This is a genomic window from Streptomyces sp. NPDC050263, assembly GCF_040655955.1.
Classification (GTDB): Bacteria; Actinomycetota; Actinomycetes; order Streptomycetales; family Streptomycetaceae; genus Streptomyces.
This window is the reverse complement of sequence record NZ_JBFAKW010000010.1, coordinates 109010-133079: the sequence shown is the minus strand read 5'-3', so window position 1 is coordinate 133079 and position 24070 is coordinate 109010. Positions and strand designations below refer to the sequence as shown.

Here is a 24070-nt window from a genome sequence, read left to right as displayed (position 1 = left end):
TGGTTCTCGCGTCCGGCGTGCTGAACGGCGGGCGTGTCGCGGGGAGATGACCTCCCATGAGCACCGCACGCAGTCACCCCCGCAGCCGCGCCTGGCTACGGGTGCTCGCCGTGCTCCTCGCCCTGCTGGCGCCGGGCACGCCCGGTGAGCTCTCCGCCGCGCCGGTCGCCGCCGCCGAGATCATCGAGTACGACGTCCTCGACACGGCGCTGCGACCCGCCTTCGGCGCCCACCGTCCCGCCGCACCCCTGCGCCCGGCGCCGCTCCCGGCCCCGGCGCCCGGCGTCCCGGCGGACCGGCCGCGCCCCGCGCCGCCAAGGGCCCCGGACGCCCTGCACACCCTGCGCACCGTGGTCCTGCGCTGCTGACCGACGCCGTCCCCCCAGGCCCGTCAGCACTCACGCGAGGAACATGCGAGGGAAAGTGTCATGCCCGTAGACCCGTACGCCGTCCTGCGCGCCCTGCTGCGCGCGGAGGCCGCCCGCAGCTCGCCGAAGCCACAGGTGAAGGATCCGCGTCCGCAGCAGCCCCGGGAGAATCAGGACCGCTGATCGCCGACACGACCGGTCGGCGGAGGCGGGCTACCGCCTCCGCCGGGCCGTACCGAAGAGGGAGCGGGTGATCTCACGGCCGATCTGCGTGCCGACGGACCGGGCCAGCGACTTGAACATGCCACTGCCGACGACCTGCTCGACGACGGAACGCTCCGCCTTGGACTCCGCTGCACCGGCACCGGCTTCTTCGGCCTCGCCGGGTTCCCTGGCTTCGCCGGCTTCCTGGGCTGCCTTCGGTTCCGGTTCCGGTTCCGGTTTCGGCTTCGGCTTCGGCTTCGGCAGGGCGGCCTCGCTCTCTTCCCGGGCCGCCAGCTTCTCGAACGCCGATTCTCTGTCCACAGCCTGTGCATACCGCTCGTGGAGCGGGGAGGCCCGCACCGCCCGGTCCAGCGCCGGGCCGTCGACCGGGCCCATCAGCGACTCGGGAGCGCGCAGCCTGGTCGCGGCGACCGGCGTCGGGGCCCCCTTCTCGCTGAGGACGGTGACGACGGCCTCGCCGGTGCCCAGCCCGGTGAGCAGTTCCTCCAGGTCGTAGGCGGAGTCGGGGAACGTCTTGACCGTGGCCTTGAGGGCCTTCTGGTCGTCCGGGGTGAAGGCCCGCAGCGCGTGCTGGACCCGGTTGCCGAGCTGGGCGAGGACGTCGCCGGGTACGTCCTTCGGGGTCTGCGTGACGAAGAACACGCCCACCCCTTTCGAGCGAATCAGCCGGACGGTCTGCGTGAGGGAGTCGAGGAACGCCTTGGACGCGTCGCTGAAGAGCAGGTGTGCCTCGTCGAAGAAGAAGACGAGCCCCGGTTTGTCCGCGTCGCCGACCTCCGGAAGGTCGTGGAAGAGGTCGGCCAGCAGCCACATCAGGAACGTCGAGAAGAGCTGCGGCTTGTCCTGGACTGCGGGCAGTTCGAGCACCGAGACGATCCCGCGGCCGTCGGACGCCGTGCGCAGGAGGTCGGCCGTGTCGAACTCCGGCTCGCCGAAGAAGCTCGCCATGCCCTGGGCCTCGAAGGCGGTGAGGGAACGCAGGATCACCCCGGCCGTGGCCGTCGACAGACCGCCGATGCTCTTCAGCTCCGTCCTGCCCTCGTCGGAGGTGAGGAAGGCGACGACGGACCGCAGGTCCTTGAGGTCGACCAGCTCCAGACCCTTGGTGTCCGCGTAGTGGAAGACCAGGCCGAGGGACTGTTCCTGGGTCCGGTTGAGCTGCAGCACCTTGGCCAGGAGCACCGGGCCGAAGCTGGTGATCGTGGCCCGCAGCGGAATGCCGTGACCGAGGCCGCCGAGGGCGTAGAACTCCGCGGGGAAGCCCGTCGCCGTCCATTTCTGGCCGACTTCCGCGGCCCGCCCCCGGACCCTGTCGTTCGCCGCCCCGGGAGCCGAGACTCCGGACAGATCGCCCTTCACGTCCGCGAGGAAGACGGGCACGCCCTGTGCCGAGAGCTGCTCGGCGATCAGCTGGAGCGTCTTGGTCTTTCCGGTGCCGGTGGCTCCCGCGACCAGGCCGTGCCTGTTCAGCATGGGCAGAGGGATCCGGACCGGGGCGTCGGGCAGGCACGCGCCGTCCCACAAGAGCGCGCCCAAGTCGAGGGCGGGGCCGGTGAAGGCGTACCCGGCGGCGATGTCAGCGGCGCTCGTCGACTCGGTCATCGGCAGGCCCTCGTTCCGTTTTACCCCCGTTCATCACGTCTTTTCCAGCGTCGCACTCCGTCTCCATGGCTGCGCCCGGAACGTCTGGACCGGTAGGCTTTCCGTGTGATCTTCAAGCGCATCGGAAACGGCCGGCCGTACCCCGACCACGGCCGGGAAAGCACCCGGCAGTGGGCGGACGTCGCGCCGCGCCCGGTCCGCCTCGATCAGCTGGTGACCACCAAGCAGCAGCTCGACCTGGAAACCCTGCTCGCGGAGGACTCCACGTTCTACGGCGACCTCTTCGCGCACGTCGTGAAGTGGCAGGGCGACCTGTATCTGGAGGACGGGCTGCACCGCGCGGTGCGGGCGGCGCTCCAGCAGCGACAGGTGCTGCACGCGCGCGTGCTCGAGCTGGACTGAGCACGGCCCGAGCACTGCCGCCGACCCCCGGTCGGACACGGGATGAACCCTGCGGTTGACCCGTTCGGGTTCTTTCTCGCACCCATACCCGGTGTCGGATGATCCTTTATTAGTCACGGCCGCCCGGGCGCACTACGCTGCGCCCATGAGCATGCTGACTCCCCCCGGCATGGGCGGCAAGTACCGGATCACGGGGGACAAATACCCCCGCATGCGCCCCCACCGACGACGCGGCAGGCTGGCCGTCGTGGTCGTCGGCTGCGGTGCTGTGCTCGGCGTGGCCGGCTGGGGCACTCTGCAGCTCATCGACGTCTTCACGGGCGGCGGCGGGACGGCCTCGGCGGCTGGCGCCACCTGCGCGAAGAACACGACGAAGGCGAGCCCGGGGCCCTCCGCCGCAGCTTCCGCCGCCGCGGGCACGGTGCCCAAGCCGGCCCAGATCACCGTGAACGTCTTCAACGCCACGACCCGCAGCGGCCTCGCCAAGACCACCGCGGACGAGTTGAGGAAACGCGGCTTCAAGATCGGCGAGGTGGGCAACGCCGGCAAGCAGTACGACAAGAAGGTCACCGGCACCGGGATACTGCTGGGCCCCGCGTCCTCGCTGAACACCTCGCTGCCGGTCCTCGCCACGCAACTCGGCACCGCCGAGCGCCGCACCGACGCCGCCCGCACCGGCACGACCGTCGACCTGATCATCGGCAACGGCTTCAAGACCCTGACCCCCCAGGCAGCCGCGACCAAGGCCCTGACAGCCCTGGCCGAACCCCACCCGACAGCCACCACGAAGAAGACCTGCTAGCGGCTTCTGGCGAGGTGGGTCCGGCCGGCCGGGGCGACCCGGCCGCTCGGGGGCGGGTTACTCGGCTGCGCCGTACAGGCGGTCGCCCGCGTCTCCCAGGCCCGGGACGATGTAGCCGTGTTCGTTGAGGTGGTCGTCGACGGCTGCCGTGACGACCGTGACCGGGGTGCCCGCAAGTTCGCGTTCCATGATCTCGACGCCCTCGGGGGCGGCGAGCAGCACCACGGCCGTGACGTCGTCGGCGCCGCGCCGGATCAGCTCGCGGATCGCGGCGACCAGCGTGCCGCCGGTGGCCAGCATCGGGTCCAGGACGTACACCTGGCGGCCGGAGAGGTCCTCCGGCATGCGCGTGGCGTACGTGGACGCCTCGAGCGTCTCCTCGTTGCGGATCATGCCCAGGAAGCCCACCTCGGCGGTCGGCAGCAGCCGCATCATGCCGTCCAGCATGCCGAGGCCCGCGCGCAGGATCGGCACGACCAGCGGGCGCGGGTAGGAGAGCTTGACGCCGGTGGTCGAGGCGACCGGCGTCTTGATGTCGACCAGCTCGGTGCGCACGTCGCGCGTGGCCTCGTAGGCGAGCAGGGTGACCAGCTCGTCGGCCAGCCGGCGGAAGGTCGCGGAGTCCGTGCGCTGGTCGCGCAGCGTGGTGAGCTTGTGGGCGACCAGAGGGTGGTCGACGACGTGGAGACGCATGGCCACAACAGTAACCGGGCCGAACCCGCCCCGCCGTCCCCCGGGCCTGCGCCGTTCGTCGGCATCAAACCGCCCGTCGGAGGGAAACCGGGGAAAAGGTGTGCAGACGCACCGAGCTGCCCGGGGTGGTGTGCCGATGTCCGACCTGCCTGACGACGAGCCGCCGAAAGCGGCGGAGCCCGCCGAGACCGACGCCCAGGCCGACGCCGAGCGCCGTCGGCGCCGCGCCCGGTTCCTGCGCGACCTGGCCGAGGCCCGCGAACTGCGCGACCGGGTCTCGCCGCGCCGCGCGAAGACCGCCCGCCTGCGCCACGCGATGCGCATGCGCACCTTCCGCTGGTAGCCGCAGCCGTACGGGACTTGGGGCATACGGGGAAGATCGCCACCGCCACGGGTGTCGCATGGGGTGGGCGTGCGTGCGCGCACGGGAAAGCCGCGTACGATCCGCTCGTGGCCGCAACGAGTGTGCTGGTGAGTCGCGCACGGACGTCACCACGGACGTGCGATCAAAACCACCGGACACAGGGAGCCGAAGACGTCCCCTGAACGCCTTGTTTCTGCCACGATTCCGAGTGGGTGGGGCTCGGAGCCTGAGCTCTCTCTCCGCCCGTAACCTCCGCCGGGGGGACCCCCAACCGGCACGCCTATGACCAGTGGGAGAGTCACGGTGTACTTCGCCGCACTGCTCGCGCGCACCGAAGACGGGTGGGAAGCGAGCGACACAGAGCTCGACGATGTGGAGACCCTGTCGGATCTGGCCGACCTGGCCCGGGAGGCCTCTCCCGACGACGACACGGTGCTCGTGCTGATCGAGCAGGAGGACTCCTGGTTCGGAGTCGTCCGCATCGACGGCGAGGAGGACCCTCGCATCTTCGTCTCCGACGCCGCAGCCGCCGCCCGCAGCTCGTACGGCGAGATCCTGCTCACCGACGAACTGCTCGGAAGGGATCCGGGTGACGACGACGACCTGGACGCCCTCGACCTCGACGGCACCGAGGACGGTGAGAACGACAACGACAGCGACGACAACGACGATGAGGACTCCGGTGGCACGGAGGCCGTCGGCTCCGCCGAGGCCGTGCCGCACGGCCCGGTCGGCGACGCCCGCATCCTCGACGACCTCGGCGTCGGCGAGAAGGAACTGAGGTCGCTGTCCGAGGACGCCGTCACCGAGATCGCCGAGGCCCTGGGCGCCTCGGAGGTCCTGGAGACCGTCCGCTGACCGCACCCGACCGGGGTCGGACGCCCGACCCCGTACGCGACCGCTGGCGGGCCGCGATGCGGCTCGCCCTGAAAGAGGCCGGGCTGGCCGGCGAGGGCGGAGACGTCCCGGTCGGCGCCGTCGTGCTGGGTCCGGACGGCACGACGGTCCTGGCGGCCGGCCACAACGAACGTGAGGCCGGCGGCGATCCGACGGCCCACGCCGAGGTGCTCGCCGTCCGGCGGGCGGCGGCCGCGCTCGGGGAGTGGCGGCTGTCCGGCTGCACGCTGGTGGTGACCCTCGAACCGTGCACGATGTGCGCGGGCGCGATCGTGCAGTCCCGGGTCGACCGGGTCGTCTACGGCGCCCGTGACGACAAGGCGGGCGCGGTCGGCTCCCTGTGGGACGTCGTCCGCGACCGGCGGCTCAACCACCGCCCGGAGGTCGTCGAGGGCGTCCTCGCGCAGCGTTGCTCGGAACTCCTCACGGAGTTCTTTCGCGACCGCTGAGCCCTCCCCGAACCCCCTCCTAATACCGATTTCAAACCGGGGCTCACCGTGCTGTAAGGTCTCTCTCGGTAGCGTGTCCGAGCGGCCGAAGGAGCTCGCCTCGAAAGCGAGTGTGGCGCAAGTCACCGAGGGTTCAAATCCCTCCGCTACCGCGCTTGAGCGAAGGGCTCGACCCCAGAGGTCGGGCCCTTCGCCTTGTTCGGTATCGGCTTCTTGCCCAGGTACAGCCAGACGAGGCCGCCGATGACCGGGGCGTGCAGCAGGAAGAGCACCCACAGCAGCTTCGGCACGTACCGGACCTGCTCCGCGGGGGTGCGGATGCAGTCGACCATCGCCGACAGGATCAGCAGGGCAGCGAGCAGCATCAGAGCAGCGAGCGGCAGGTCCATCATTCCCAGCATTCGTCTTCCCTCTCGTTCGGCCCTTCGCGGCCTTCGGGCCCCTCGCGCCCTTCGCGCCGGGTGCGTTCTCCCCCTCATCGGATGACGGCCCCCGATCGGTTCACGATCCGGTTCACGAATCCGCTCGCGATCGGTTCACGAACGCGCCGCACACACTCAAAAGCGGTGTGAAAATCGCACTTGCGGTTACACTCGCCGCCGTCAACAGGGGCCCAGGTGGGCACATACAGGGGAGGCCAGGTGGCGGTGAACGCCAAAAAGATCGCCGTCTACGTACTCGTGGTCTTCGTGCTCTACGTGATCATCACGGACCCGTCCAAGGCGGCGGACTACGTCCAGATAGGCTTCGAGGGCATATCGGACGCCGCCAAGGCCATCGGGGACTTCTTCACCTGGCTCGCCGACGGGGCGAAGTAGCACGTACGGGAGTGCCCATGATCCGCCATCTGGTCCTTTTCAAGCTGAACGAGGGCGTCGAGCGCGACGATCCCCGGGTCGTGCGGGGCGAAGCGGCCTTCCGGGCCCTGAGCGGGCAGGTCGACGAGCTGCGGTTCTGGGAGCTGGGCTGGAACGTCAGCGACCGTCCCATCGCCTATGACTTCGCCATCAACTCGGCCGTCGAGGACGCGGACGCGCTGAAGCGGTACCTCGAGCACCCGGCCCATCAGGCGGGCGTCGCGCTGTGGCGGGAGTTCGCCACCTGGGTGGTCGCCGACTACGAGTTCTGAGCCGTCCCCGACGCCGGAACATCGCCGGATCATCGCGGGAAATTCGTCGGCACTTCGCCGGTACAGGGCCCTCCGCCGGAACGGCGGGGGGCTTTTGTGCGTCCGAACGACGATGAATAGCCCAACTTCTCCCTCAACACGGCTTTATGAGGTGCTTGCACACAGTGCACATGTCTTGTGATGCTATGACCGCTTTTGATGGATGAGTTGACCGATGTTGACCTGACGAAGAGGTGGCGTTGACCGTGTCGGCCAGTACTGCGCCGCCTCAGGAAGAGGCACCCCTGGCACCCGCCCCGGAGATCGTGCCGACACCCGCCCCGACACCCGCCCCGGAAGCCGTCCTCACGCCCGAGCGGCGGCGCGGCGCCGACACCCGGGCACTGACCCAGGTGCTGTTCACCGAGCTCAAGGAGCTCCAGCCGGGCACGCCGGAGCACAACCGGGTGCGCGGGGCGCTCATCGAGGCCAACCTCCCGCTCGTGCGCTACGCCGCCGCCCGCTTCCGCTCCCGCAACGAGCCCATGGAGGACGTCGTCCAGGTCGGCACCATCGGTCTGATCAACGCCATCGACCGCTTCGACCCGGACCGGGGCGTGCAGTTTCCGACGTTCGCCATGCCCACGGTCGTCGGCGAGATCAAGCGGTACTTCCGGGACAACGTCCGCACGGTCCACGTACCGCGCCGGCTGCACGAGTTGTGGGTGCAGGTCAACGGCGCGACCGAGGACCTGACCACCGCCTTCGGCCGCACTCCGACGACGGCCGAGATCGCCGAGCGGCTGCGCATCGCCGAGGACGATGTGCTCTCCTGCATCGAGGCGGGCCGCTCGTACCACGCGACCTCGCTGGAGGCGGCCCAGGAGGGCGACGGGCTGCCCGGCCTGCTGGACCGCCTCGGCTACGAGGACCCGGCGCTGGACGGCGTGGAGCACCGCGACCTCGTCCGCCACCTTCTGGTCCAGCTCCCGGAGCGCGAGCAGCGCATCCTCCTGCTGCGCTACTACAGCAATCTGACGCAGTCCCAGATCAGCGCGGAACTCGGCGTGTCCCAGATGCACGTGTCCCGGCTACTGGCGCGTAGCTTCCAGCGACTGCGCTCGGCCAACCGCATCGAAGCGTGATCCGAGGCTCGGACACGTAACTCGATCGGGGATCGCAAGCACGAGCGAGACGTCACCTCCGGGAGCGAATCGGTCAACAAAGTCGATCCCGGCGTATCTGAGCTGAAAAACCGTCACACCCCCTCTTTCCAGGGCCGTTTCGTTACTCACATGTCGACATGTCACTACAGCGTGTTGCCGACATGTGACATTCTGCCGGAAGCGCGTTTGCCGGGGCCTCGGCGCCGGTATTCAGGTGAAGGCTGACGTTCCTCAAGCAAGAGCGTTCGCCGCGACCGTCCCGCGACCCAAAGGGGGTGGCATGTCCGCAGATCAGGGCAGCTCGAAGGTGCTCACGCTCACCAAGAGCGAATCCGCGCCCGTCGTGCCTGTCGAGCCCGACGTGCTCGACGACGTCATGGCCCCCGAGGCCCCCGAAGCCCCGGCTCTCACGGCCACGGGGGCCATCGACACCCGCACCCTGTCCCGCTCCCTGTTCCTGCGACTGGCCACGCTCGCCGAGGACAGCCCCGAGCGCGTGTACGTCCGGGACACCCTCATCGAGCTCAACCTCCCGCTGGTGCGGTACGCGGCGGCCCGGTTCCGCTCGCGCAACGAGCCGATGGAGGACATCGTCCAGGTCGGCACCATCGGCCTGATCAAGGCGATCGACCGCTTCGACTGCGAACGGGGCGTGGAGTTCCCGACGTTCGCGATGCCGACGGTCGTGGGCGAGATCAAGCGCTTCTTCCGCGACACGTCGTGGTCGGTGCGCGTCCCGCGCCGCCTCCAGGAGCTGCGCCTGGCCCTCACCAAGGCCAGTGACGAGCTCTCCCAGAAGCTGGACCGCTCCCCGACGGTCGCCGAACTCGCCGCGGTGCTGGGCGTGTCGGAGGAGGACGTCGTCGACGGCCTCGCGGTCGGCAACGCCTACACGGCCTCCTCGCTGGACTCCCCGGCCCCGGAGGACGACGGCGGCGAAGGCTCCCTGGCCGACCGCCTCGGCTACGAGGACACGGCCCTGGAGGGCGTGGAGTACCGCGAGTCGCTGAAGCCGCTGCTGGCCAAGCTGCCGCCTCGTGAGCGCCGGATCATCATGCTGCGCTTCTTCGCCAACATGACCCAGTCGCAGATCGGCGAGGAGGTCGGCATCTCCCAGATGCACGTCTCCCGCCTCCTCACCCGGACCCTGGCCCAGTTGCGCGAGGGCCTGATCTCCGACTGAACCGCCCGACTTCCCGATCGGGCAGGGGACTTCCCTCCTGACGGAGCGTCAGGGACACTGTCGCGATGCGAAGTCCGACACGGGCATGTGGCCGCCGGGGCGCCGTATGGGGCGCGTCGGCGGCCGCCGCCGTCGTGATGGGAGCGGCGGGACTGCTGACCGGCTGCGGGGGCGACGGCCAGGGAGGCGACTACGTCGCCATCGGCGCCGCGGGCGACCCGGCGCCGCCGGGCGCGCGTACGGGCGACTCGGCGGATCCGACGGGCGCGGTGCGGCTCGTTCCGCTGGACGGCGACTCCCCTGACGGCAAGCCCGATCCCGGCACGACGGGAACGACTGCGAACGAGGCGGGGAACGGCACCTCGCGCCTCACGGAGCCCGGTTCCGGTTCACCGCAGACCTCGACCGGCGAGAACGGCCAGGGCGGCGAGGGCGACCGAGGGGGCGAGGTGGGCGAGGGCGGCCGTACGACCCCGAACTCCCCCGCACCCACGCCCACGGCCCCGCTCCCGACCCCCTCCGGCGGCGCGTCCGCCGGACCGGCCGCCCTCTCCCTGAGCGAGCCCGTCCGCGCGGACACGGATCAGCGGTGGTGCGAGGACGTCACCCTCGCCTTCCACAACTCGGGCGGCGCGGCGGTGGGTTCCGGCACGGTCACTTTCGGGACGCACATCGTCGACGCGCTCGGCATCGACTGGGCGACCCGTGAGTCGACGGCCCCGCTGCCCACGCCGATCGCAGCCGGCGCGCGTGGCGAGCGGACCTGGCGGGTGTGCGTCGACGCGTGGCGGGTCCCGCTGGGGATGCACGTCGAGACGCGGGACGTCTCCGTGCGGTGGGAGTGAGAAGGACCTGCCGAGAAGGGCGGCCCAGTTCAAAGGCGGCCCAGTTCAAGGACTGCCCAGTGCAAGGGCTGCCCAATTCGAGGGCTGCCCAATTCGAGGGCTGCCTACTTCAAGGACTGCCTACTTCAGCGCCAGCCAAGCGACCGCCGCGACGATCACGACCGCGGCGACGATGCCGACGATCAGGCCGATGCGGGGGCCGGCCGGCGCGGGAGCCGGCTGGGCGGCCCGAGGGGCGCCCTCGTCGACGAACGCGCGGAACATCTGGGTGCTGCCGGCGGGGTCGTGGTTGCCCTGGGGGCCCTGCGTGTTAGCCATGGGCCGAGACACTAGCGAAAACGGCGGGTGCGGCCCAAGTGGGGGTCGCCACAGCGCCTGCACGGTCGACCGGTCCGGCCGCCTCGACCAGCGGGTTCGTCACCAGGACCACGGACGCGACCTGCACGTTTACCCGAGCAATACTTGCCTTTGCCAACTTTTTGCGGCACCCCCCTCGCCTTTATTTGCCTGCAGCAACCAACTGCTTCTATGGTTGCCCTAAGCAACAAAAACGGGAGGTGTGATGGCCGCGCAGGCCCAGTACGAGGAACTGGCACGACAGCTCAGCGCCGTCGGCGCCGTGAAGCGAGACCTCGGGCGGATCCTGCCGCAGGACTGCTCCGCGGGCTCGGCCGCCGTACTGGCGCTGCTCGGCCGCCACGGGGACATGCGCATGAGCAACCTGTCCGAACTGCTCGCCGTCGACATGTCGGTGACCAGCAGACATGCCGCGCATCTCGCCGAGCGGGGCTGGCTCGAACGCTCCCCGGACCCGGCGGACAAACGCTCCCGCATCCTGCGCCTCACCCCCGCGGGCCACGCGATGCTCGCCGAGCTGTCCCGGCGCAGCGCCGACCTGCTGGCGGAGCGGCTGGACGACTGGACGGACGCCGAGGTCGGCCTGCTCATCGGGCTGCTGACCCGGCTGCGCACCAGCTTCGGCGACTGCCGGACGATCGCGCACCGGCCGCCGACGCCGCCGGAGCCCCCGCCCGCGCCGCCCGCGCCCCCACCCCCCGTTCCCGTAAGCGAACGGACAGCGACCACCCGTACACCCGCGGAAGCAACGTAAGAGAAGGAAGCTCATGGCAACGACCACACCAGCCGGTGTGCGGGCTCACGCGAAGCACGGCGGAGGGTCCCACGGCTCCGCCGAGGCCGCTCCGATGACCCACCGGCAGATCATGGAGGCCCTCTCCGGGCTGCTGCTCGGGATGTTCGTGGCGATCCTGTCGTCCACGATCGTCTCGAACGCCCTTCCGGAGATCATCGGCGACCTCGGCGGCGGACAGTCCGCCTACACCTGGGTCGTGACCGCCACCCTGCTGGCGATGACGGCTACCACCCCGCTCTGGGGCAAGCTCGCCGACCTGTACGACAAGAAGGCGCTCGTCCAGATAGCGCTCGTCATCTACGTCCTGGGATCGGCGGCTGCCGGGCTGTCGCAGAACTCCGGCATGCTGATCGCCTGCCGGGTCGTGCAGGGCGTCGGCGTCGGCGGGCTGTCCGCCCTCGCGCAGATCGTCATGGCGGCGATGATCTCGCCGCGTGAGCGCGGCCGTTACTCCGGCTACCTCGGCGCGACCTTCGCCGTGGCCACCGTCGGCGGTCCGCTGCTCGGCGGTGTCATCACCGACACGAGCTGGCTCGGCTGGCGCTGGTGCTTCTACGTCGGCGTGCCGTTCGCCGTCATCGCGCTGATCGTGCTGCAGAAGACCCTGCACCTGCCCGTCGTGAAGCGGGACGTCAAGGTCGACTGGGCCGGCGCGTTCTTCATCTCGGCCGCGGTGTCGCTGCTGCTGGTCTGGGTCACCTTCGCCGGTGACAAGTACGACTGGCTGTCGTGGCAGACGTACTCGATGATCGCCGGTTCGATCCTCCTCGCGCTCGTCTTCGTGTTCGTCGAGTCGCGGGCCGCCGAGCCGATCATCCCGCTGCGGCTGTTCCGCAACCGGACCATCACCCTCTCCTCGCTCGCCTCGATGTTCGTCGGCGTCGCGATGTTCTCCGGCACGGTGTTCTTCGCCCAGTACTTCCAGCTGGCCCGGGACGAGTCGCCGACCATGTCGGGCGTCATGACCATCCCGATGATCGGCGGCCTGTTCATCTCCTCCACGGTCTCCGGGCAGTTCATCACCAAGACCGGCAAGTGGAAGGCCTGGCTGGTCAGCGGCGGTGTGCTCATCACGGCCGGCCTCGGACTGCTCGGCACCATCCGCTACGACACGGACTACTGGAAGACCGCGGTCTTCATGGCGCTGCTGGGTCTCGGCGTCGGCATGATGATGCAGAACCTGGTCCTCTCCACGCAGAACCAGGTCGACGCGAAGGATCTCGGCTCGGCCAGCTCCACCGTCACCTTCTTCCGGTCGCTCGGCGGTGCGATGGGCGTCTCGGCGCTGGGCGCCGTCATGGCCGACCGCATCACCGACTACGCCCAGGACGGCATCGCCGACCTCGGCCCCAAGTACGCCTCCCTCGCCTCCGGTTCCTCCGGCCAGATCCCGGACATGGACAAGCTGCCCGCGCCGCTGCGCACGGTCATGGAGAGCGCGTACGGCCACGGCATCGCGGACGTCTTCATGATCGCGGGCGGTCTGGCGCTGCTCGCCCTGCTGATCACCCTGTTCATCAAAGAGGTCCCGCTGCGGACGAAGGGCGCGCCGGCCCGGGCGGCGGAGACCACGGGGCGGACGGAGACCCCTGCCGCGAAGACCCCTGCCGCGGAGACCCCTGCCGCGAAGGATTCGGCCGCGAAGGATTCGGCCGCGGTCGCGGTCGCTGCCGAGGAGAAGGTCCCCAGCTGGGCCGTCGCCGAGTCGGCCGTCGAGGCCGGTCCCGCGGCCGGTCCGGAGGGTACTCGGCGGCTCTCCGCCGTCGCCACCGTCGAAGCGCCGCAGGCGCCCTCGGGCGGGGTCCCGGTGCACGGCTTCGTGCGCGGCGCGGAGAGCGCGCCCGTCCCGCAGGCCGCCGTCACGCTGATCTCGCTCGCCGGACGGCAGCTCGGCCGGTCGGTCGCGCAGGCCGACGGCTCCTACGGGCTCGACGCGCCGGGTACGGGTTCGTACGTGCTGATCGCCTCCGCGGACGGGTTCCAGCCGCAGGCGTCCACGATCGTGGTGAACGGCGAGCCGGTCGCGTACGACATCCTGCTCAGCGGGACCAGCGGGCTCGGCGGTGTCGTGCGGGCCGCCGAGTCGGGCGAGGTCGTCAAGGACGCGATGGTGATCGTGACCGATGTGCGCGGCGATCTGCTGGCCACCGCGGCCACCGGTGAGCAGGGCGAGTTCGCCTTCACCGAGCTGGTGCCGGGCGCCGTGACCGTCGCGGTGAACGCCGTCGGGTTCCGGCCGCGCGCCCTGCCCGTCGAGGTCGGCGCCACGGGTGTGACCCGGGTGGAGGTCGTCCTCGACGCGGGCGCCCTGCTCCAGGGCGTCGTCCGGGCGCCGTACGGTCCGCTGGCCGACGCGCGCGTGACGCTCGTGGACGCGGCGGGCAACGTGATCGGCACGGCCACCACCGGCGCGGACGGGGCGTACGCCTTCGCCGACCTCGACGGCGGCGAGTACACGGTCATCGCGACCGGCTATCCGCCGGTGGCCACCGCGCTGACCGTCGCGGGCGCCGGCGTCGACGGCCACGACATCGAACTCGCCCACCCCGGCGAGTAGTCCACCAGTTGTCGGCTCCGGCCCGGTGCGGGGGTTCGCCCCGCACCGGGCCGGTTCCAGTCGAGGAGTACGTGAGATGGGACTGACCGCGAAGATCCGCACGCGGGACGGATGGGCCGTGTCGCACGCGGTCGTCACGGTGACCGACATGACGGGCGGCCAGGTGCTGCGCGCCGAGGCCGACGCGGAAGGCGCCGTGCGGCACGCGCCCGAGCTCGCCCCGGGGGCGTACACCGTGATCGTCACGGCCGTCGGATACGCGCCGACGGCGTCCAGCGCGATCGTGACGGCGAGCGGGCGGGCCGAGATCGGCACCGTGACGCTGGCCCGGCTGGGCGGCACGGAGCTGCCCCCGCCCGGCCCCTGGACCGTGGACCCGGCGCACTCGACGGTCGGCGCGGTCGCCCAGCACCTGGGCATCTCCAGCGTGCGCGGCCGGTTCACGGAGTTCTCGGCGGCGATCGAGGTCGCCCCGGACGACGTCGCCAGGTCGCGGGTGGAGGCGGTGATCCGGGCTGACTCCATCGACACCGGCAACGCCCAGCGCGACACCCACCTGCGCTCCGCGGACTTCCTGGACGTGGAGACGTACCCGGAGATCACCTACCGCTCGACCGGTCTGACGGCGGCCGGACAGGACCGCTGGACCGTCCACGGGGAGCTCGCCCTGCGCGGTGTCGTACGGCCCGTCGACCTCGACCTCGCCTACCTCGGCACCGGCTCCGATCCCTGGGGCGGCACCCGTGCGGCCTTCCGGGCGACGACGGAACTGCGGCGCGAGGACTTCGCCATGAACTACAACCAGGTCGTCCAGGCGGGCATCGCGGCCATCGGCACGACCCTGAAGGTGGAGCTCGACGTCCAGGCGGTGCAGGGGGACGCGCTGCCGCAGGCATAGGACGGGCAGGGTCACGTACGGTCGGCCTCCCGCGGCCTAGTCTGGCCCCATGGCACCGAACATCGCGACGAACACCAAGGTCTCCCTGGACGAGCTGCTGGACTTCGTCCGCCCCCGGCACCGCGCCATCCTGCTCACCCGGCGCGCCGACGGCAGCTCCCAGGCCTCGCCGCTGACCTGCGGGGTCGACGACTCCGGGCGGATCGTCGTGTCCACCTACCCCGAGCGGGCCAAGACCCGCAACGCCAAGCGGGACGACCGGGTCGGCGTCCTCGTCCTGAGCGACGACTGGAACGGGCCGTGGGTCCAGATCGACGGCACGGCCGAGGTCGTCGACGCGCCCGACTCCGTCGAGCCGCTCGTGGAGTACTACCGCAACATCACGGGCGAGCACCCCGACTGGGACGAATACCGGGCGGCCATGCTCAAGCAGGGCAAGTCGATCATCCGGATCACTCCGCAGCGGTGGGGACCGGTGGCGACGGGCGGGTTCCCCGCTCGGCTCGTCGCCGACCAGTAAGGCGTCGGCTCAGCCCCGCTTCACCATCGCCTCGATGCCCGCGATCACCAGGTCGAGGGAGAACTCGAAGTCCCGCTCCCACATCTCCTCGACCGTGCCGCCGCCCCGGGCCGCCATGATGTCCTGCGACTCCTTGACGATGTCGGCGGCCTGCGGGGCCTGCGTCACCGTGCTCATCGCGTGCCGGAAGTACTCGTCCGGGGTCATGCCCACGGCCTTGGCGCGGGCGTTGAAGTGGCCCTCGATCGTGCCGAAGCCGTACACGAACTGGAAGACGGAGGACGTGGCCGCCGCCAGACCGTGGACGGGCAGCCCGGTGCGGCGGATGAGGTGCTGGACGACCCGGGAGAAGGCCAGGTTGTTCGGGCCCAGGTTGAGGAAGGTGCCCGCCAGCGGCGACACCCAGGGGTGACGGACCAGCAGCGTGCGGTACTCCCGGGCCAGCGCCCGCAGTTGGCCGCGCCAGTCCTCGCCGGAGCCGGGCTCCGAGTCGGGGTCGGGCTCCCGGTCGGGGTCGGACTCCCGGTCGGGGTCGGACTCCCGGTCGAGGTCGGACTCCGGGCCGGGGTCCGGGCCCGGGTCGGGCAGGGTCATCTCGCCGAAGACCGCGTCCAGGGCGAGTTCGAGGAGGTCGTCCTTGGTGTCGACGTACCAGTAGACGGACATCGCCGTCACGTTGAGCTCGGCCGCCAGCCGCCGCATGGAGAACCTGGCCAGCCCCTCGGCGTCCAGCAGCCGCACGGTGACCTCGGTGATCCGGTCCCGGTCGAGCCCGGAGACCTGTCCCCCGCCCCGCCCACGCCGACGCACGGCGCCCTGCACCCACACGCTGTGGTGCGCGGCTTCCTTGGCGGACTCGGCCATGGCGGGGCACCTTCCTCGACTGCGGGTCGCTGAGGAAGATGCTATGCGGCGACCCGCCGCCGGGAAGCGCGGGACCGTTCCGATCTGCGACTTCCCCGGGACCCGGCCTAGGCCGCCGGCGCCGGCTCCCGCTCCGCCCGGCCCGCACGGCGCAGCAGCCCCGCCGCCACCACACCGCCCAGCAACACGGCCACCGCCCCCACCGCCTGCCCGACCCCGAGTCCGGTCGACAGCGACTTCCCCGACGCGACGGAAGAACTGAGCACCGCCCCCAGGACGGCCACCCCCAGCCCGTTCCCGAACTCTGCCAGCGTTCCGTTGATCCCCGCGCCCACGCCCGCCTTCGCCGGCGGTATCGCACTCATGATCGCGTGGGCCATCGCCGGGCTGGCGACCGCGCAGCCGACGCCGATGAGGACCAGTCCGGCCGCGGTCCCGGCGTAGGCCTCGCCGGTCGTCGCGATCGACACCAGCCCGCCCGACATCACGACCATGCTCGCCAGGACCGCCCTCGGCGCCCCCAGCTTCACTGTCAGCTTCGCCGCCACCCCGCTGAAGTTGAGCAGGACGACGGTCAGCGCGAGCGGCGCGGTCCGCAGGCCCGCCTCCAGGGGCCCGTATCCGAGGACGAACTGGAGATGCTGGGTGAGCAGGAAGAGCGCGCCGCTCATCCCGAAGGTGATCAGGACCGCCCCGGCGACCGCCCCCGTGAACCCGCGGTCGCGGAAGAAGCCCAGGTCGAGCATGGGGTACGGGATCCTGCTCTCCCAGTAGGCGAACAGCGCCAGGACGACGACCGCCACCGCCGCGCTCACCAGCACCCGCGACGACGTCCAGCCGTGCGCCGGGCCGGAGATGATCGCGAAGACGAGCGAGGCCATCCCGACGGTGGACAGGACCGCGCCGAGCAGGTCCGGGCGGTCGCCCTGCTCCGGGGGTCCGGGGGTTGTCCCCCGGAAAGGTACCGCCTTGGACTCCGGGACCAGGGCCACCACCGCCGCCAGGGCGAGGGCCGCGACCGGCAGGTTGATCAGGAAGATCGCGCCCCACCAGAAGTGGTTCAGCATGAACCCGCCGATCAGCGGGCCGGTGGCGAAGCCGAGCGCGTTCACCGCGGCCCAGATGCCGATCGCCCTCGGCTGCTCCTCCGGCATGAAGATCTGCATCGCCACGGCCAGGGTGGTGGTGAGCAGCAGCGCACCGCCGATCCCCATGCCCGCGCGCGCCGCGATCAGCTGGCCGGGCGTGGTGGCGAGTCCGGCCACCACCGATCCGACGCCGAACAGCGCCAGGCCGGTGACCAGCATCTTCTTCCGGCCGTACCGGTCGGCGGCGCTGCCCGCGGTGAGCAGCAGTCCGGACTGGACGAGCGAATACGCGTTGATCATCCACTGGATGTCGGAGGTGGCCGCGCCCAGCTCACGGGTGAGCGAGGGGATCGCGACGTTCAGGATGGTGTTGTCGAGCAGGACGGTGAGCTGCGCGAGACAGATCACCCCGAGGATCAGCCAGCGCCGGGGATGGCCGCCCACGAGCTGTGCCTGAGGGGACGGGTACGTAGTCATGTTATACACCGTAGAACGATACCTATACGGCGTACAACGGAGTTATGAAGACGGAGATGACGAAGACGGAGACACGAAGAAGGGCGGTGGCACTGAGCCACCGCCCTTCGGCTGCCTGTCTGTTCCGCGTCAGCTGCTCGCCTGCTGCGTCAGGTCGTAGAAGGTGGCCGAACCGACCGTCACCTTCTTGAAGTTGGCCTCGACCCAGGTGCTGATCTGCGAGGACGTACCGCTGCTGCTGCCGCCCATGCCCCCGCCGGAGCCACTGCTGATGAAGTAGTGGATCTTTCCGTCGGCCACGTACTGCTTGAACTGCGCCAGCGTCGGCGACGGGTCGGTGCCGTTGAAGCCGCCGATCGCCATCACCGCGTCACCCGTGGCGAGCTGGTAGCTCGCGGCGTTCTGGGCGCCGATCGCGGCCGCGGCCCAGGTGTACTTGCCGGAGTCGGCCTCCAGCAGCTTCTTGGCCTCGTCGGTGACCGAGGCGCCGTTCAGCAGACCGCCGACGCCACCGCCGCCGCCCATGCCGCCGCCACCCTCACCGGTCTGACCGGTCTGACCGCCGGGCATGCCGCCCTGCTGGTTCTGGCCCTGGCCCTGGCCCTGGTTCTGGGTGTTGCCGTTGCCGTTGCTGTTGCCGTTCTGCTGGTTCTGGCCGGGCATGCCGCCGCCGGGGAAGCCGCCCATGCCGCCGCCCTGCTGGTTCTGCGTGTTGCCGTTGCCGTTCTGCTGGTTCTGGCCGCCGGGGCCGCCGCCGTTGCCGCCGCCTCGGCCACCGCCGCCAGCCGGGCCGCCGCCGCCCATCATGCTCGCGCCGGCCGGGCCGGCGCTCACGATGGAGCCGGTGTGGCCCTCCTGGAGCGTGCTGACGGTGTACGCCGTCGGGCCGGCCAGCGCGGCCACCAGGCCCACGGAGGCCGCCGCGAGGGCGAGCTGACGGTTGATCCGGCCGGCGAAGACCAGGCCGAGCGCGGCGGCCAGGCCGCCGATGAGGACCAGCCACTTCAGCCAGGGCAGGTAGTCGGAGGTGCGGTTGAGCAGGACGTACGACCAGACCGCCGCCGCCACGACCGAGGCCGCGAGGGTGATCGAGGCCCACATCTCGGACCGCTTCTCCCACAGGAGCCCGGCGCCCATGCCGATCACGGCCGCCATGTAGGGGGCGAGAGCGATCGTGTAGTACTGGTGGAAGATGCCCGCCATGTAGCTGAAGACGACCATCGTGATCAGCAGCGAGCCGCCCCAGACCAGGAACAGACCGCGGGTCGTCGACGTCCGCTTGAGCTTGCCGGTGGCGACCAGGCCGCCGACCAACAGGATCAGCGCCGCCGGCAGCAGCCAGGAGATCTGGCCGCCGATCTCGGAGTTGAACATCCGGTCCCAGCCGGTCTCGCCCCACTGGCCGGTGCCGCCACCGCCGCCACCGCCACCGCCGCCGCCGACGCTGCCGGTCTCCTCGCCGTTGAGGCGGCCGAGACCGTTGTAGCCGAAGGTCAGCTCCAGGAAGGAGTTGTTCTGCGAGCCGCCGATGTACGGGCGGGAGGAGGCGGGCCACAGCTCGACGATCGCGACCCACCAGCCGCCGGACACGATCAGCGCGCCGGTGGCGACGGCCAGCTGTCCGAACCGCTTCTTGACGCTCACCGGCGCGCAGACCGCGTGGACGATCGCGAGCGGCGGCAGGATCAGGAAGGCCTGGAGGGTCTTGGCGAGGAATGCGAAGCCGATCGCGACCCCGGCCCACACCAGCCACTTGGTCCGGCCGTCCTCCACCGCGCGGGCCGTGAAGTAGCAGGCCACGGCCATCAGCAGGGCCAGCATCGCGTCCGGGTTGTTGAACCGGAACATCAGGGCGGCGACCGGGGTCAGCGCCAGCACGGCGCCGGCGATCAGACCGGCCGGGGCGCTGAACCGGCGGCGCACGGAGGCGTAGACGACGGCGACCGTGCCGACGCCCATCAGCACCTCGGGGGCGAGGATCGCCCAGGAGTTCAGGCCGAAGATCCGCACCGACAACGCCATCGGCCACAGCGAGGCCGGGGGCTTGTCGACGGTGATGGCGTTGCCCGCGTCCAGCGAGCCGAAGAAGAAGGCCTTCCAGGACTGGCTGCCGGCCTGGACGGCCGCGGAGTAGAAGGAGTTGGCGTAGCCGGAGGCGCTCAGGTTGTAGAGGTAGAGGACGAGGGTGGCGGCGAGCAGTCCGAGGAAGGCCGGGCGCGCCCAGCGGGGGTCCTCGGGGCGGCCGCGCCACATTCTGCGGTGCAGGGGTTGCTTGGGCTCACCCGAATCGGGGGCCGGGACGAGCGGTTCCTGCGGGGGCGCTGCGGGCGACGGCCCCCAGTGGGCCGTCGGCTGATCGATGTGCGTGGTCATCGGGCGTCCCCCGGGTCGGTGTCGTGGGGGCGCACCGGCTGCAGCTGCATGGTGGCGTCCCTCCAGGTGCCGTCCGCGGCTTCGCCGGCGCGGAACTGAGTCGTCGTGTCGGTGGCGCCGTGTGCGTGGGTGGCGCTGTGCGGGTGGTGCGGGTGGTGGGAGACCGGGCGCTGCGGCAGCGGCACGAAGGGGCCGCCGGCCTGCGCGGACGCGGTCGTGTACATCGCCGGGGACGGCCCCGCGGGGTGGACCGGGGTGTCAGCGGCGACCGCGGCCGGCGTCGTCGCCGGGTCGTCGCCGTCGTCCCGCCGGTCGGAGAACACCCAGACGCGGAAGAGCAGGAAGCGCAGGACCGTCGCCGCGAGGTTGGCGGCTATGAGGACCGCCAGCTCGGTGGAGTGCGCGGGGTCGGAGGACGCCGCGTTCAGCGCGACGAGCGAGCCGCTGGTCAGCGCGAGGCCGATGCCGAAGACGACCAGGCCCTGTGCCTGGTGCTTGATGGCCCCGCCCCGGCCCCGCACCCCGAAGGTCAGGCGCCGGTTGGCGGCGGTGTTGGCGACGGCGGACACCAGCAGGGCGAGCGCGTTGGCGACCTGCGAGCCGCTGAACTGGCGGAAGCCGCTGTAGAGAAGGAGGTAGAAGAGGGTGGAGAGGCCGCCCACGACGCAGAAGCCGACGAGCTGCCGGGCCAGGCCCTTGGGCACGTCCTGGATGTCCCGGTCGCGCGGGTCGTCGCCGAACGGTCGGGTGAGCCGGTCGAGCGACAGCGAGCCGGTGGCCAGGGCCTTGCCCACACGCCACACCCCCTTCAGGTCGTCGGTCGCCGTCTTCACGATGTGCACCGTGGAGTTCGGGTCGTCGACCCAGTCGACCGGCACCTCGTGGATACGGAGCCCGGCACGTTCGGCGAGCACCAGCATCTCAGTGTCGAAGAACCAGCCGGTGTCTTCCACCAGGGGGAGCAGAACTTGTGCGACGTCACGCCGGATCGCCTTGAACCCGCACTGCGCGTCCGAGAAGCGCGCCTGGAGCGAGCCGCGCAGGATCAGGTTGTAGGCGCGGCTGATCAACTCCCGCTTCGGCCCGCGCACCACCCGGGAGCTACGGGCCAGCCGGGAGCCGATGGCCAGGTCGGAGTGACCGGAGATCAGCGGTGCCACCAGCGGCAGCAGCGCGTTGAGATCGGTGGACAGGTCCACGTCCATGTACGCGAGGATCGGGGCGTCCGAGGCGGACCAGACGGTCCGCAGCGCACGGCCGCGGCCCTTCTGCTCGAGCCGGAAGTTCTTCACCTCCGGGATCCGCGCCTCCAGCCGCTGCGCCACCACAGGGGTGCTGTCCGTCGACGCGTTGTCCGCGACGGTGATGCGGAACGAGTACGGGAACGTACGCGTCAGATGGTCGTGCAGTCTCTGGACACAGGGCTGGAGGTCCTTCTCCTCGTTGTAGACGGGGATCACTACGTCCAGGACAGGCGTACCGGCTGTGACGGCCGGGAGGTGCTCCCGCGCCGGCAGGGTGCCGGGAGAAGAGTCGGTTCGCATGCCACCTACTTTCCTCAGGCGCCCTGTTGCACCCATGTGGTGGCACTGTGCTCGACCTGTGAGTCGAGTTGCCAGTTCGTTTCGGGGGCGGGCTGGGGGACGGCGGGACCGAGCGCGGGCAGATGCACGGTGAACACGGTCTGCCCCGGCACGCTGTCGACGGTCACGGCGCCGCCGTGCGCGGTCGCGACGGCCTGCACGATGGCGAGGCCGAGGCCGGTGGAACCGGTGGCACGGGAGCGCGCGGAGTCGCCTCGCGCGAACCGTTCGAAGACATGCGGGAGCAGGTCGGACGGAATGCCCTGACCGTTGTCCTGGACGTCCACGCACAGCCACGGCCCACGTCGCTGCACGCGCGCGGTGACGGTCGTGCCGGGCGGGGTGTGCGTACGGGCGTTGGCCAGGAGGTTGACCAGCACCTGCTGCAACCGGGCCGCGTCCGCCGACACGAGGGCCGGCTCGTCGGGAAGTTCGAGGCGCCAGACATGTTCGCGTCCGGCGGCACGGGCGTCGCTGATGGTGTCGATGACGAGGGGGACGAGGTCGGTCTGCTCGAACTGGAGCGGCCGTCCGGCGTCCAGGCGGGCGAGCAGCAGGAGGTCCTCGACGAGGAAGGTCATCCGGCCGGCCTCGGACTCGATCCGGCCCAGCGCGTGCTTGGTGTCGGGTCCGACCTCCTCGCGTCCGCGCCGGGTCAGCTCGGCGTAGCCGCGGATGGAGGCGAGGGGAGTGCGGAGCTCGTGACTGGCGTCCGCGACGAACTGGCGGACCCGCATCTCGCTCTCCTGGCGGGCGTGCAGGGCGCCGTGGACGTGGTTCAGCATCCGGTTGAGCGCGGCGCCGACCTGTCCGACCTCGGTGTGCGGATCGGTCTCGGACTCCGGCACCCGCTCGCTGAGGTTGACCTCACCGGTGTGCAGGGGGAGTTCCGAGACCCGGGTGGCGGTCGCGGCGACCTTGCGGAGGGGGCGGGTGGCGACACTGACCATGACGGCGCCGGCGAGAGTGGCGGCGATGAGACCGGAGACGGTAAGGCTGACCTCGACCAGGATCAGGGTGCTGATGGTGCCGTCGACGTCGGAGGTGGGGAGCCCTACGTAGTAGGTGCCCTTGTTGCCGTCGACGTACTGGACCCGGTACGTGCCGAGACCGGGGATGTCGACGGTGTGCTGCTTCCCGTCCTGCGCGACCGAGCCGAGCGCCCTGATCGCGGCCTCGGAGAGGGGATCCGCGTTCATCTGCGGGATGTTGTTGTCGTCGTTCTTCTTCTCGCCGACCACGGCGCTGGTGATGGAGCCGTTCTCGACCTTCGCTGCGAGCGTGCTGCCGCCGGGCTGCGGACCCTGGGTGACGAACTTGTCGATCTCGGTCGTCTGCTGGTCGAGTTCGTCGTTCTTGGGGTTGCTGGCGTCCTTGCCGCCGGGTCCTCCGACAGGCCCACCCGAAGCGCGCGCGGCGACCTCCTTCAGGGAGCCGTTCAGCTGCCCGTACAGGTGATCCCGCAGCACCAGGGTGGTCACCGTGCCGATCACCGCGCAGACCACGGCGATGAGGGTCACGGACACGACGACGAGTCGCGTCCGCAGGGTGCGCGGCTGTCCCGCTCGTCGCTTCTGCGGACGCGGCCGTCGTCGTCCGCTCATGACGCGGCGGGCTTGATCAGGTACCCGGCGCCACGCCGGGTGTGGATCATCGGCTCGCGACCGGCGTCGATCTTGCGGCGCAGGTAGGAGATGTAGAGCTCGACGACGTTGGCCTGGCCGCCGAAGTCGTACGACCAGACGCGGTCGAGTATCTGCGCCTTGCTGAGCACGCGCCGCGGGTTGCGCATCAGGAAGCGCAGCAGCTCGAACTCGGTGGCGGTCAGGTGGATGTTGTCCCCGGCCCGCGAGACCTCGTGGCTGTCCTCGTCGAGGGTGAGGTCCCCGACGACGAGCACGGAGTCGGAGCGCCGGTCTGCGGCGCCGGAGCGCCGGATGAGCCCACGCAGCCGGGCCACGACCTCTTCGAGGCTGAACGGCTTGGTGACGTAGTCGTCGCCGCCGGCGGTGAGTCCGGCGATACGGTCCTCGACCGCGTCCTTGGCCGTCAGGAAGAGCACCGGCACCTCCGGCAGCTCACGGCGCAGCCGCCCCAGGACGGTCAGCCCGTCCATGTCCGGCAGCATCATGTCGAGGACGACGGCGTCGGGACGGAACTCCCGCGCTGTCTGGATGGCGCCGGTGCCGTCCCCGGCACTGCGGATCTGCCATCCCTCGTAGCGCAGGGCCATGGACAGCAGTTCGGTGATCGACATTTCGTCGTCCACCACAAGCACTCGGACGGGGCTCCCGTCCGGCCTCAGCAGTTCGGTGCGCCCCTGGGGCGAGGTCGTGGTCATGGTGGATACCTTGTCGGGGTCCCCTGAGAACACCCTTTCCCTAGTCTGTGATTTCCCTAAGAAACGCACAGGCGCCTCTCAGGCAACGCCTGGGAACTCCTTGCGTCGCCCC

At 70.7% G+C, this 24070-nt stretch carries 26 protein-coding genes and 1 tRNA gene; 17 read left to right on the top strand and 10 right to left on the bottom strand.

What is annotated here, in order from left to right; translation table 11 throughout:
- Positions 1-56 precede the first annotated feature (56 nt).
- Both AB0J04_RS07275 and AB0J04_RS07270 read left to right on the top strand, forming a co-directional pair.
- Positions 57-368: a hypothetical protein gene (locus AB0J04_RS07275; protein ID WP_363167367.1), complete on the top strand. Its 312-nt coding sequence runs from the start codon at positions 57-59 to the stop codon at positions 366-368.
- A gap of 60 nt (positions 369-428) precedes the next feature.
- Positions 429-551: a hypothetical protein gene (locus AB0J04_RS07270; RefSeq protein WP_363167366.1), complete on the top strand. Its 123-nt coding sequence runs from the start codon at positions 429-431 to the stop codon at positions 549-551.
- 30 nt (positions 552-581) lie between these two features.
- Here AB0J04_RS07270 and AB0J04_RS07265 read toward each other — a convergent pair whose 3' ends face one another.
- Positions 582-2195, bottom strand: coding sequence for a helicase HerA-like domain-containing protein (locus AB0J04_RS07265; protein ID WP_363167365.1), 1614 nt, complete (start codon positions 2193-2195; stop codon positions 582-584).
- Between the two features lie 105 nt (positions 2196-2300).
- Between AB0J04_RS07265 and AB0J04_RS07260 the strand changes: the two genes are divergently transcribed.
- Positions 2301-2597, top strand: a complete 297-nt coding sequence (locus AB0J04_RS07260; RefSeq protein ID WP_004943146.1) for a type II toxin-antitoxin system VapB family antitoxin — start codon at positions 2301-2303, stop codon at positions 2595-2597.
- A gap of 145 nt (positions 2598-2742) precedes the next feature.
- Positions 2743-3399: a LytR C-terminal domain-containing protein gene (locus AB0J04_RS07255; protein ID WP_363167364.1), complete on the top strand. Its 657-nt coding sequence runs from the start codon at positions 2743-2745 to the stop codon at positions 3397-3399.
- Between the two features lie 57 nt (positions 3400-3456).
- Here the strand turns inward: AB0J04_RS07255 and upp are convergent, their stop codons facing one another.
- Positions 3457-4092, bottom strand: coding sequence for a uracil phosphoribosyltransferase (upp, locus tag AB0J04_RS07250; protein ID WP_363167363.1), 636 nt, complete (start codon positions 4090-4092; stop codon positions 3457-3459).
- 136 nt (positions 4093-4228) lie between these two features.
- Between upp and AB0J04_RS07245 the strand changes: the two genes are divergently transcribed.
- The 4 genes from AB0J04_RS07245 (at position 4229) to AB0J04_RS07230 (ending at position 5954) form a co-directional block, all read left to right on the top strand.
- Positions 4229-4435 (top strand): hypothetical protein, encoded by a 207-nt coding sequence (locus tag AB0J04_RS07245; RefSeq protein WP_363167362.1) that lies wholly within the window; start codon positions 4229-4231, stop codon positions 4433-4435.
- 324 nt (positions 4436-4759) lie between these two features.
- Positions 4760-5314 carry a hypothetical protein gene (locus tag AB0J04_RS07240; protein ID WP_363167378.1) on the top strand — a complete coding sequence of 185 codons (555 nt, stop codon included), beginning with the start codon at positions 4760-4762 and terminating at the stop codon, positions 5312-5314.
- Positions 5315-5370: 56 nt separating this feature from the next.
- A complete protein-coding gene (gene tadA, locus AB0J04_RS07235) occupies positions 5371-5802 on the top strand; it encodes a tRNA adenosine(34) deaminase TadA (protein WP_363167361.1) in 432 nt (143 codons plus the stop codon).
- Positions 5803-5869: 67 nt separating this feature from the next.
- Positions 5870-5954 (top strand) — tRNA-Ser (locus tag AB0J04_RS07230).
- On the opposite strand, the gene AB0J04_RS07225 is transcribed toward AB0J04_RS07230, so the two are convergent.
- A complete protein-coding gene (locus tag AB0J04_RS07225) occupies positions 5949-6203 on the bottom strand; it encodes a PLD nuclease N-terminal domain-containing protein (RefSeq protein WP_363167360.1) in 255 nt (84 codons plus the stop codon). The genes AB0J04_RS07230 and AB0J04_RS07225 overlap by 6 nt on opposite strands.
- Positions 6204-6449: 246 nt before the next feature.
- Between AB0J04_RS07225 and AB0J04_RS07220 the strand changes: the two genes are divergently transcribed.
- From AB0J04_RS07220 to AB0J04_RS07200, 5 genes are all read left to right on the top strand, one after another.
- Positions 6450-6620: a hypothetical protein gene (locus AB0J04_RS07220; protein WP_351907891.1), complete on the top strand. Its 171-nt coding sequence runs from the start codon at positions 6450-6452 to the stop codon at positions 6618-6620.
- 17 nt (positions 6621-6637) lie between these two features.
- Positions 6638-6931, top strand: a complete 294-nt coding sequence (locus tag AB0J04_RS07215; protein WP_363167359.1) for a Dabb family protein — start codon at positions 6638-6640, stop codon at positions 6929-6931.
- 239 nt (positions 6932-7170) lie between these two features.
- Entirely contained in the window at positions 7171-8055 is an 885-nt protein-coding gene (locus tag AB0J04_RS07210) for an RNA polymerase sigma factor SigF (RefSeq protein ID WP_363167377.1), read from the top strand.
- Between the two features lie 301 nt (positions 8056-8356).
- The gene (locus AB0J04_RS07205) at positions 8357-9259 is read left to right on the top strand and encodes an RNA polymerase sigma factor SigF (RefSeq protein WP_351907853.1); all 903 of its coding nucleotides are present in this window, start codon (positions 8357-8359) and stop codon (positions 9257-9259) included.
- A 65-nt stretch (positions 9260-9324) separates the two neighbouring features.
- Positions 9325-10104, top strand: a complete 780-nt coding sequence (locus tag AB0J04_RS07200) for a hypothetical protein (RefSeq protein WP_363167358.1) — start codon at positions 9325-9327, stop codon at positions 10102-10104.
- A 120-nt stretch (positions 10105-10224) separates the two neighbouring features.
- Here AB0J04_RS07200 and AB0J04_RS07195 read toward each other — a convergent pair whose 3' ends face one another.
- Positions 10225-10422: a hypothetical protein gene (locus AB0J04_RS07195; protein WP_351907849.1), complete on the bottom strand. Its 198-nt coding sequence runs from the start codon at positions 10420-10422 to the stop codon at positions 10225-10227.
- A 244-nt stretch (positions 10423-10666) separates the two neighbouring features.
- Here AB0J04_RS07195 and AB0J04_RS07190 point away from each other — a divergent pair, with 244 nt between their 5' ends.
- The 4 genes from AB0J04_RS07190 (at position 10667) to AB0J04_RS07175 (ending at position 15232) form a co-directional block, all read left to right on the top strand.
- Positions 10667-11215, top strand: a complete 549-nt coding sequence (locus AB0J04_RS07190) for a MarR family transcriptional regulator (RefSeq protein WP_363167357.1) — start codon at positions 10667-10669, stop codon at positions 11213-11215.
- A gap of 13 nt (positions 11216-11228) precedes the next feature.
- Positions 11229-13814, top strand: a complete 2586-nt coding sequence (locus AB0J04_RS07185; RefSeq protein WP_363167356.1) for an MFS transporter — start codon at positions 11229-11231, stop codon at positions 13812-13814.
- A 76-nt stretch (positions 13815-13890) separates the two neighbouring features.
- Positions 13891-14712, top strand: coding sequence for a YceI family protein (locus AB0J04_RS07180; RefSeq protein WP_363167355.1), 822 nt, complete (start codon positions 13891-13893; stop codon positions 14710-14712).
- 49 nt (positions 14713-14761) lie between these two features.
- Positions 14762-15232, top strand: coding sequence for a PPOX class F420-dependent oxidoreductase (locus AB0J04_RS07175; RefSeq protein ID WP_363167354.1), 471 nt, complete (start codon positions 14762-14764; stop codon positions 15230-15232).
- 9 nt (positions 15233-15241) lie between these two features.
- Here the strand turns inward: AB0J04_RS07175 and AB0J04_RS07170 are convergent, their stop codons facing one another.
- From AB0J04_RS07170 to AB0J04_RS07145, 6 genes are all read right to left on the bottom strand, one after another.
- Entirely contained in the window at positions 15242-16096 is an 855-nt protein-coding gene (locus tag AB0J04_RS07170) for a TetR/AcrR family transcriptional regulator (RefSeq protein ID WP_363167353.1), read from the bottom strand.
- 107 nt (positions 16097-16203) lie between these two features.
- Complete coding sequence (locus tag AB0J04_RS07165) at positions 16204-17661, bottom strand: MFS transporter (protein WP_363167352.1); 1458 nt, start codon at positions 17659-17661, stop codon at positions 16204-16206.
- A gap of 129 nt (positions 17662-17790) precedes the next feature.
- Entirely contained in the window at positions 17791-20034 is a 2244-nt protein-coding gene (locus AB0J04_RS07160) for a glycosyltransferase family 39 protein (RefSeq protein ID WP_363167351.1), read from the bottom strand.
- Entirely contained in the window at positions 20031-21578 is a 1548-nt protein-coding gene (locus AB0J04_RS07155) for a bifunctional glycosyltransferase family 2/GtrA family protein (RefSeq protein WP_363167350.1), read from the bottom strand. The genes AB0J04_RS07160 and AB0J04_RS07155 overlap by 4 nt, the downstream gene beginning before the upstream one ends.
- A 14-nt stretch (positions 21579-21592) precedes the next feature.
- A complete protein-coding gene (locus AB0J04_RS07150; protein WP_363167349.1) occupies positions 21593-23221 on the bottom strand; it encodes a HAMP domain-containing sensor histidine kinase in 1629 nt (542 codons plus the stop codon).
- The gene (locus tag AB0J04_RS07145) at positions 23218-23958 is read right to left on the bottom strand and encodes a response regulator transcription factor (protein ID WP_363167348.1); all 741 of its coding nucleotides are present in this window, start codon (positions 23956-23958) and stop codon (positions 23218-23220) included. The genes AB0J04_RS07150 and AB0J04_RS07145 overlap by 4 nt, the downstream gene beginning before the upstream one ends.
- Positions 23959-24070: the final 112 nt, after the last annotated feature.

What these genes read in the sequence shown, in the direction of transcription:
- AB0J04_RS07275 (WP_363167367.1), top strand. Translation starts at nt 57, where the DNA reads ATGAGCACCGCACGCAGTCACCCCCGCAGCCGCGCCTGGCTACGGGTG.
- AB0J04_RS07270 (WP_363167366.1), top strand. Translation starts at nt 429, where the DNA reads ATGCCCGTAGACCCGTACGCCGTCCTGCGCGCCCTGCTGCGCGCGGAG.
- AB0J04_RS07265 (WP_363167365.1), bottom strand. Translation starts at nt 2,195, where the DNA reads ATGACCGAGTCGACGAGCGCCGCTGACATCGCCGCCGGGTACGCCTTC.
- AB0J04_RS07255 (WP_363167364.1), top strand. Translation starts at nt 2,743, where the DNA reads ATGAGCATGCTGACTCCCCCCGGCATGGGCGGCAAGTACCGGATCACG.
- upp (WP_363167363.1), bottom strand. Translation starts at nt 4,092, where the DNA reads ATGCGTCTCCACGTCGTCGACCACCCTCTGGTCGCCCACAAGCTCACC.
- AB0J04_RS07245 (WP_363167362.1), top strand. Translation starts at nt 4,229, where the DNA reads ATGTCCGACCTGCCTGACGACGAGCCGCCGAAAGCGGCGGAGCCCGCC.
- tadA (WP_363167361.1), top strand. Translation starts at nt 5,371, where the DNA reads ATGCGGCTCGCCCTGAAAGAGGCCGGGCTGGCCGGCGAGGGCGGAGAC.
- AB0J04_RS07225 (WP_363167360.1), bottom strand. Translation starts at nt 6,203, where the DNA reads ATGCTGGGAATGATGGACCTGCCGCTCGCTGCTCTGATGCTGCTCGCT.
- AB0J04_RS07215 (WP_363167359.1), top strand. Translation starts at nt 6,638, where the DNA reads ATGATCCGCCATCTGGTCCTTTTCAAGCTGAACGAGGGCGTCGAGCGC.
- AB0J04_RS07205 (WP_351907853.1), top strand. Translation starts at nt 8,357, where the DNA reads ATGTCCGCAGATCAGGGCAGCTCGAAGGTGCTCACGCTCACCAAGAGC.
- AB0J04_RS07200 (WP_363167358.1), top strand. Translation starts at nt 9,325, where the DNA reads ATGCGAAGTCCGACACGGGCATGTGGCCGCCGGGGCGCCGTATGGGGC.
- AB0J04_RS07195 (WP_351907849.1), bottom strand. Translation starts at nt 10,422, where the DNA reads ATGGCTAACACGCAGGGCCCCCAGGGCAACCACGACCCCGCCGGCAGC.
- AB0J04_RS07190 (WP_363167357.1), top strand. Translation starts at nt 10,667, where the DNA reads ATGGCCGCGCAGGCCCAGTACGAGGAACTGGCACGACAGCTCAGCGCC.
- AB0J04_RS07185 (WP_363167356.1), top strand. Translation starts at nt 11,229, where the DNA reads ATGGCAACGACCACACCAGCCGGTGTGCGGGCTCACGCGAAGCACGGC.
- AB0J04_RS07180 (WP_363167355.1), top strand. Translation starts at nt 13,891, where the DNA reads ATGGGACTGACCGCGAAGATCCGCACGCGGGACGGATGGGCCGTGTCG.
- AB0J04_RS07175 (WP_363167354.1), top strand. Translation starts at nt 14,762, where the DNA reads ATGGCACCGAACATCGCGACGAACACCAAGGTCTCCCTGGACGAGCTG.
- AB0J04_RS07170 (WP_363167353.1), bottom strand. Translation starts at nt 16,096, where the DNA reads ATGGCCGAGTCCGCCAAGGAAGCCGCGCACCACAGCGTGTGGGTGCAG.
- AB0J04_RS07165 (WP_363167352.1), bottom strand. Translation starts at nt 17,661, where the DNA reads ATGACTACGTACCCGTCCCCTCAGGCACAGCTCGTGGGCGGCCATCCC.
- AB0J04_RS07160 (WP_363167351.1), bottom strand. Translation starts at nt 20,034, where the DNA reads ATGACCACGCACATCGATCAGCCGACGGCCCACTGGGGGCCGTCGCCC.
- AB0J04_RS07155 (WP_363167350.1), bottom strand. Translation starts at nt 21,578, where the DNA reads ATGCGAACCGACTCTTCTCCCGGCACCCTGCCGGCGCGGGAGCACCTC.
- AB0J04_RS07150 (WP_363167349.1), bottom strand. Translation starts at nt 23,221, where the DNA reads ATGAGCGGACGACGACGGCCGCGTCCGCAGAAGCGACGAGCGGGACAG.
- AB0J04_RS07145 (WP_363167348.1), bottom strand. Translation starts at nt 23,958, where the DNA reads ATGACCACGACCTCGCCCCAGGGGCGCACCGAACTGCTGAGGCCGGAC.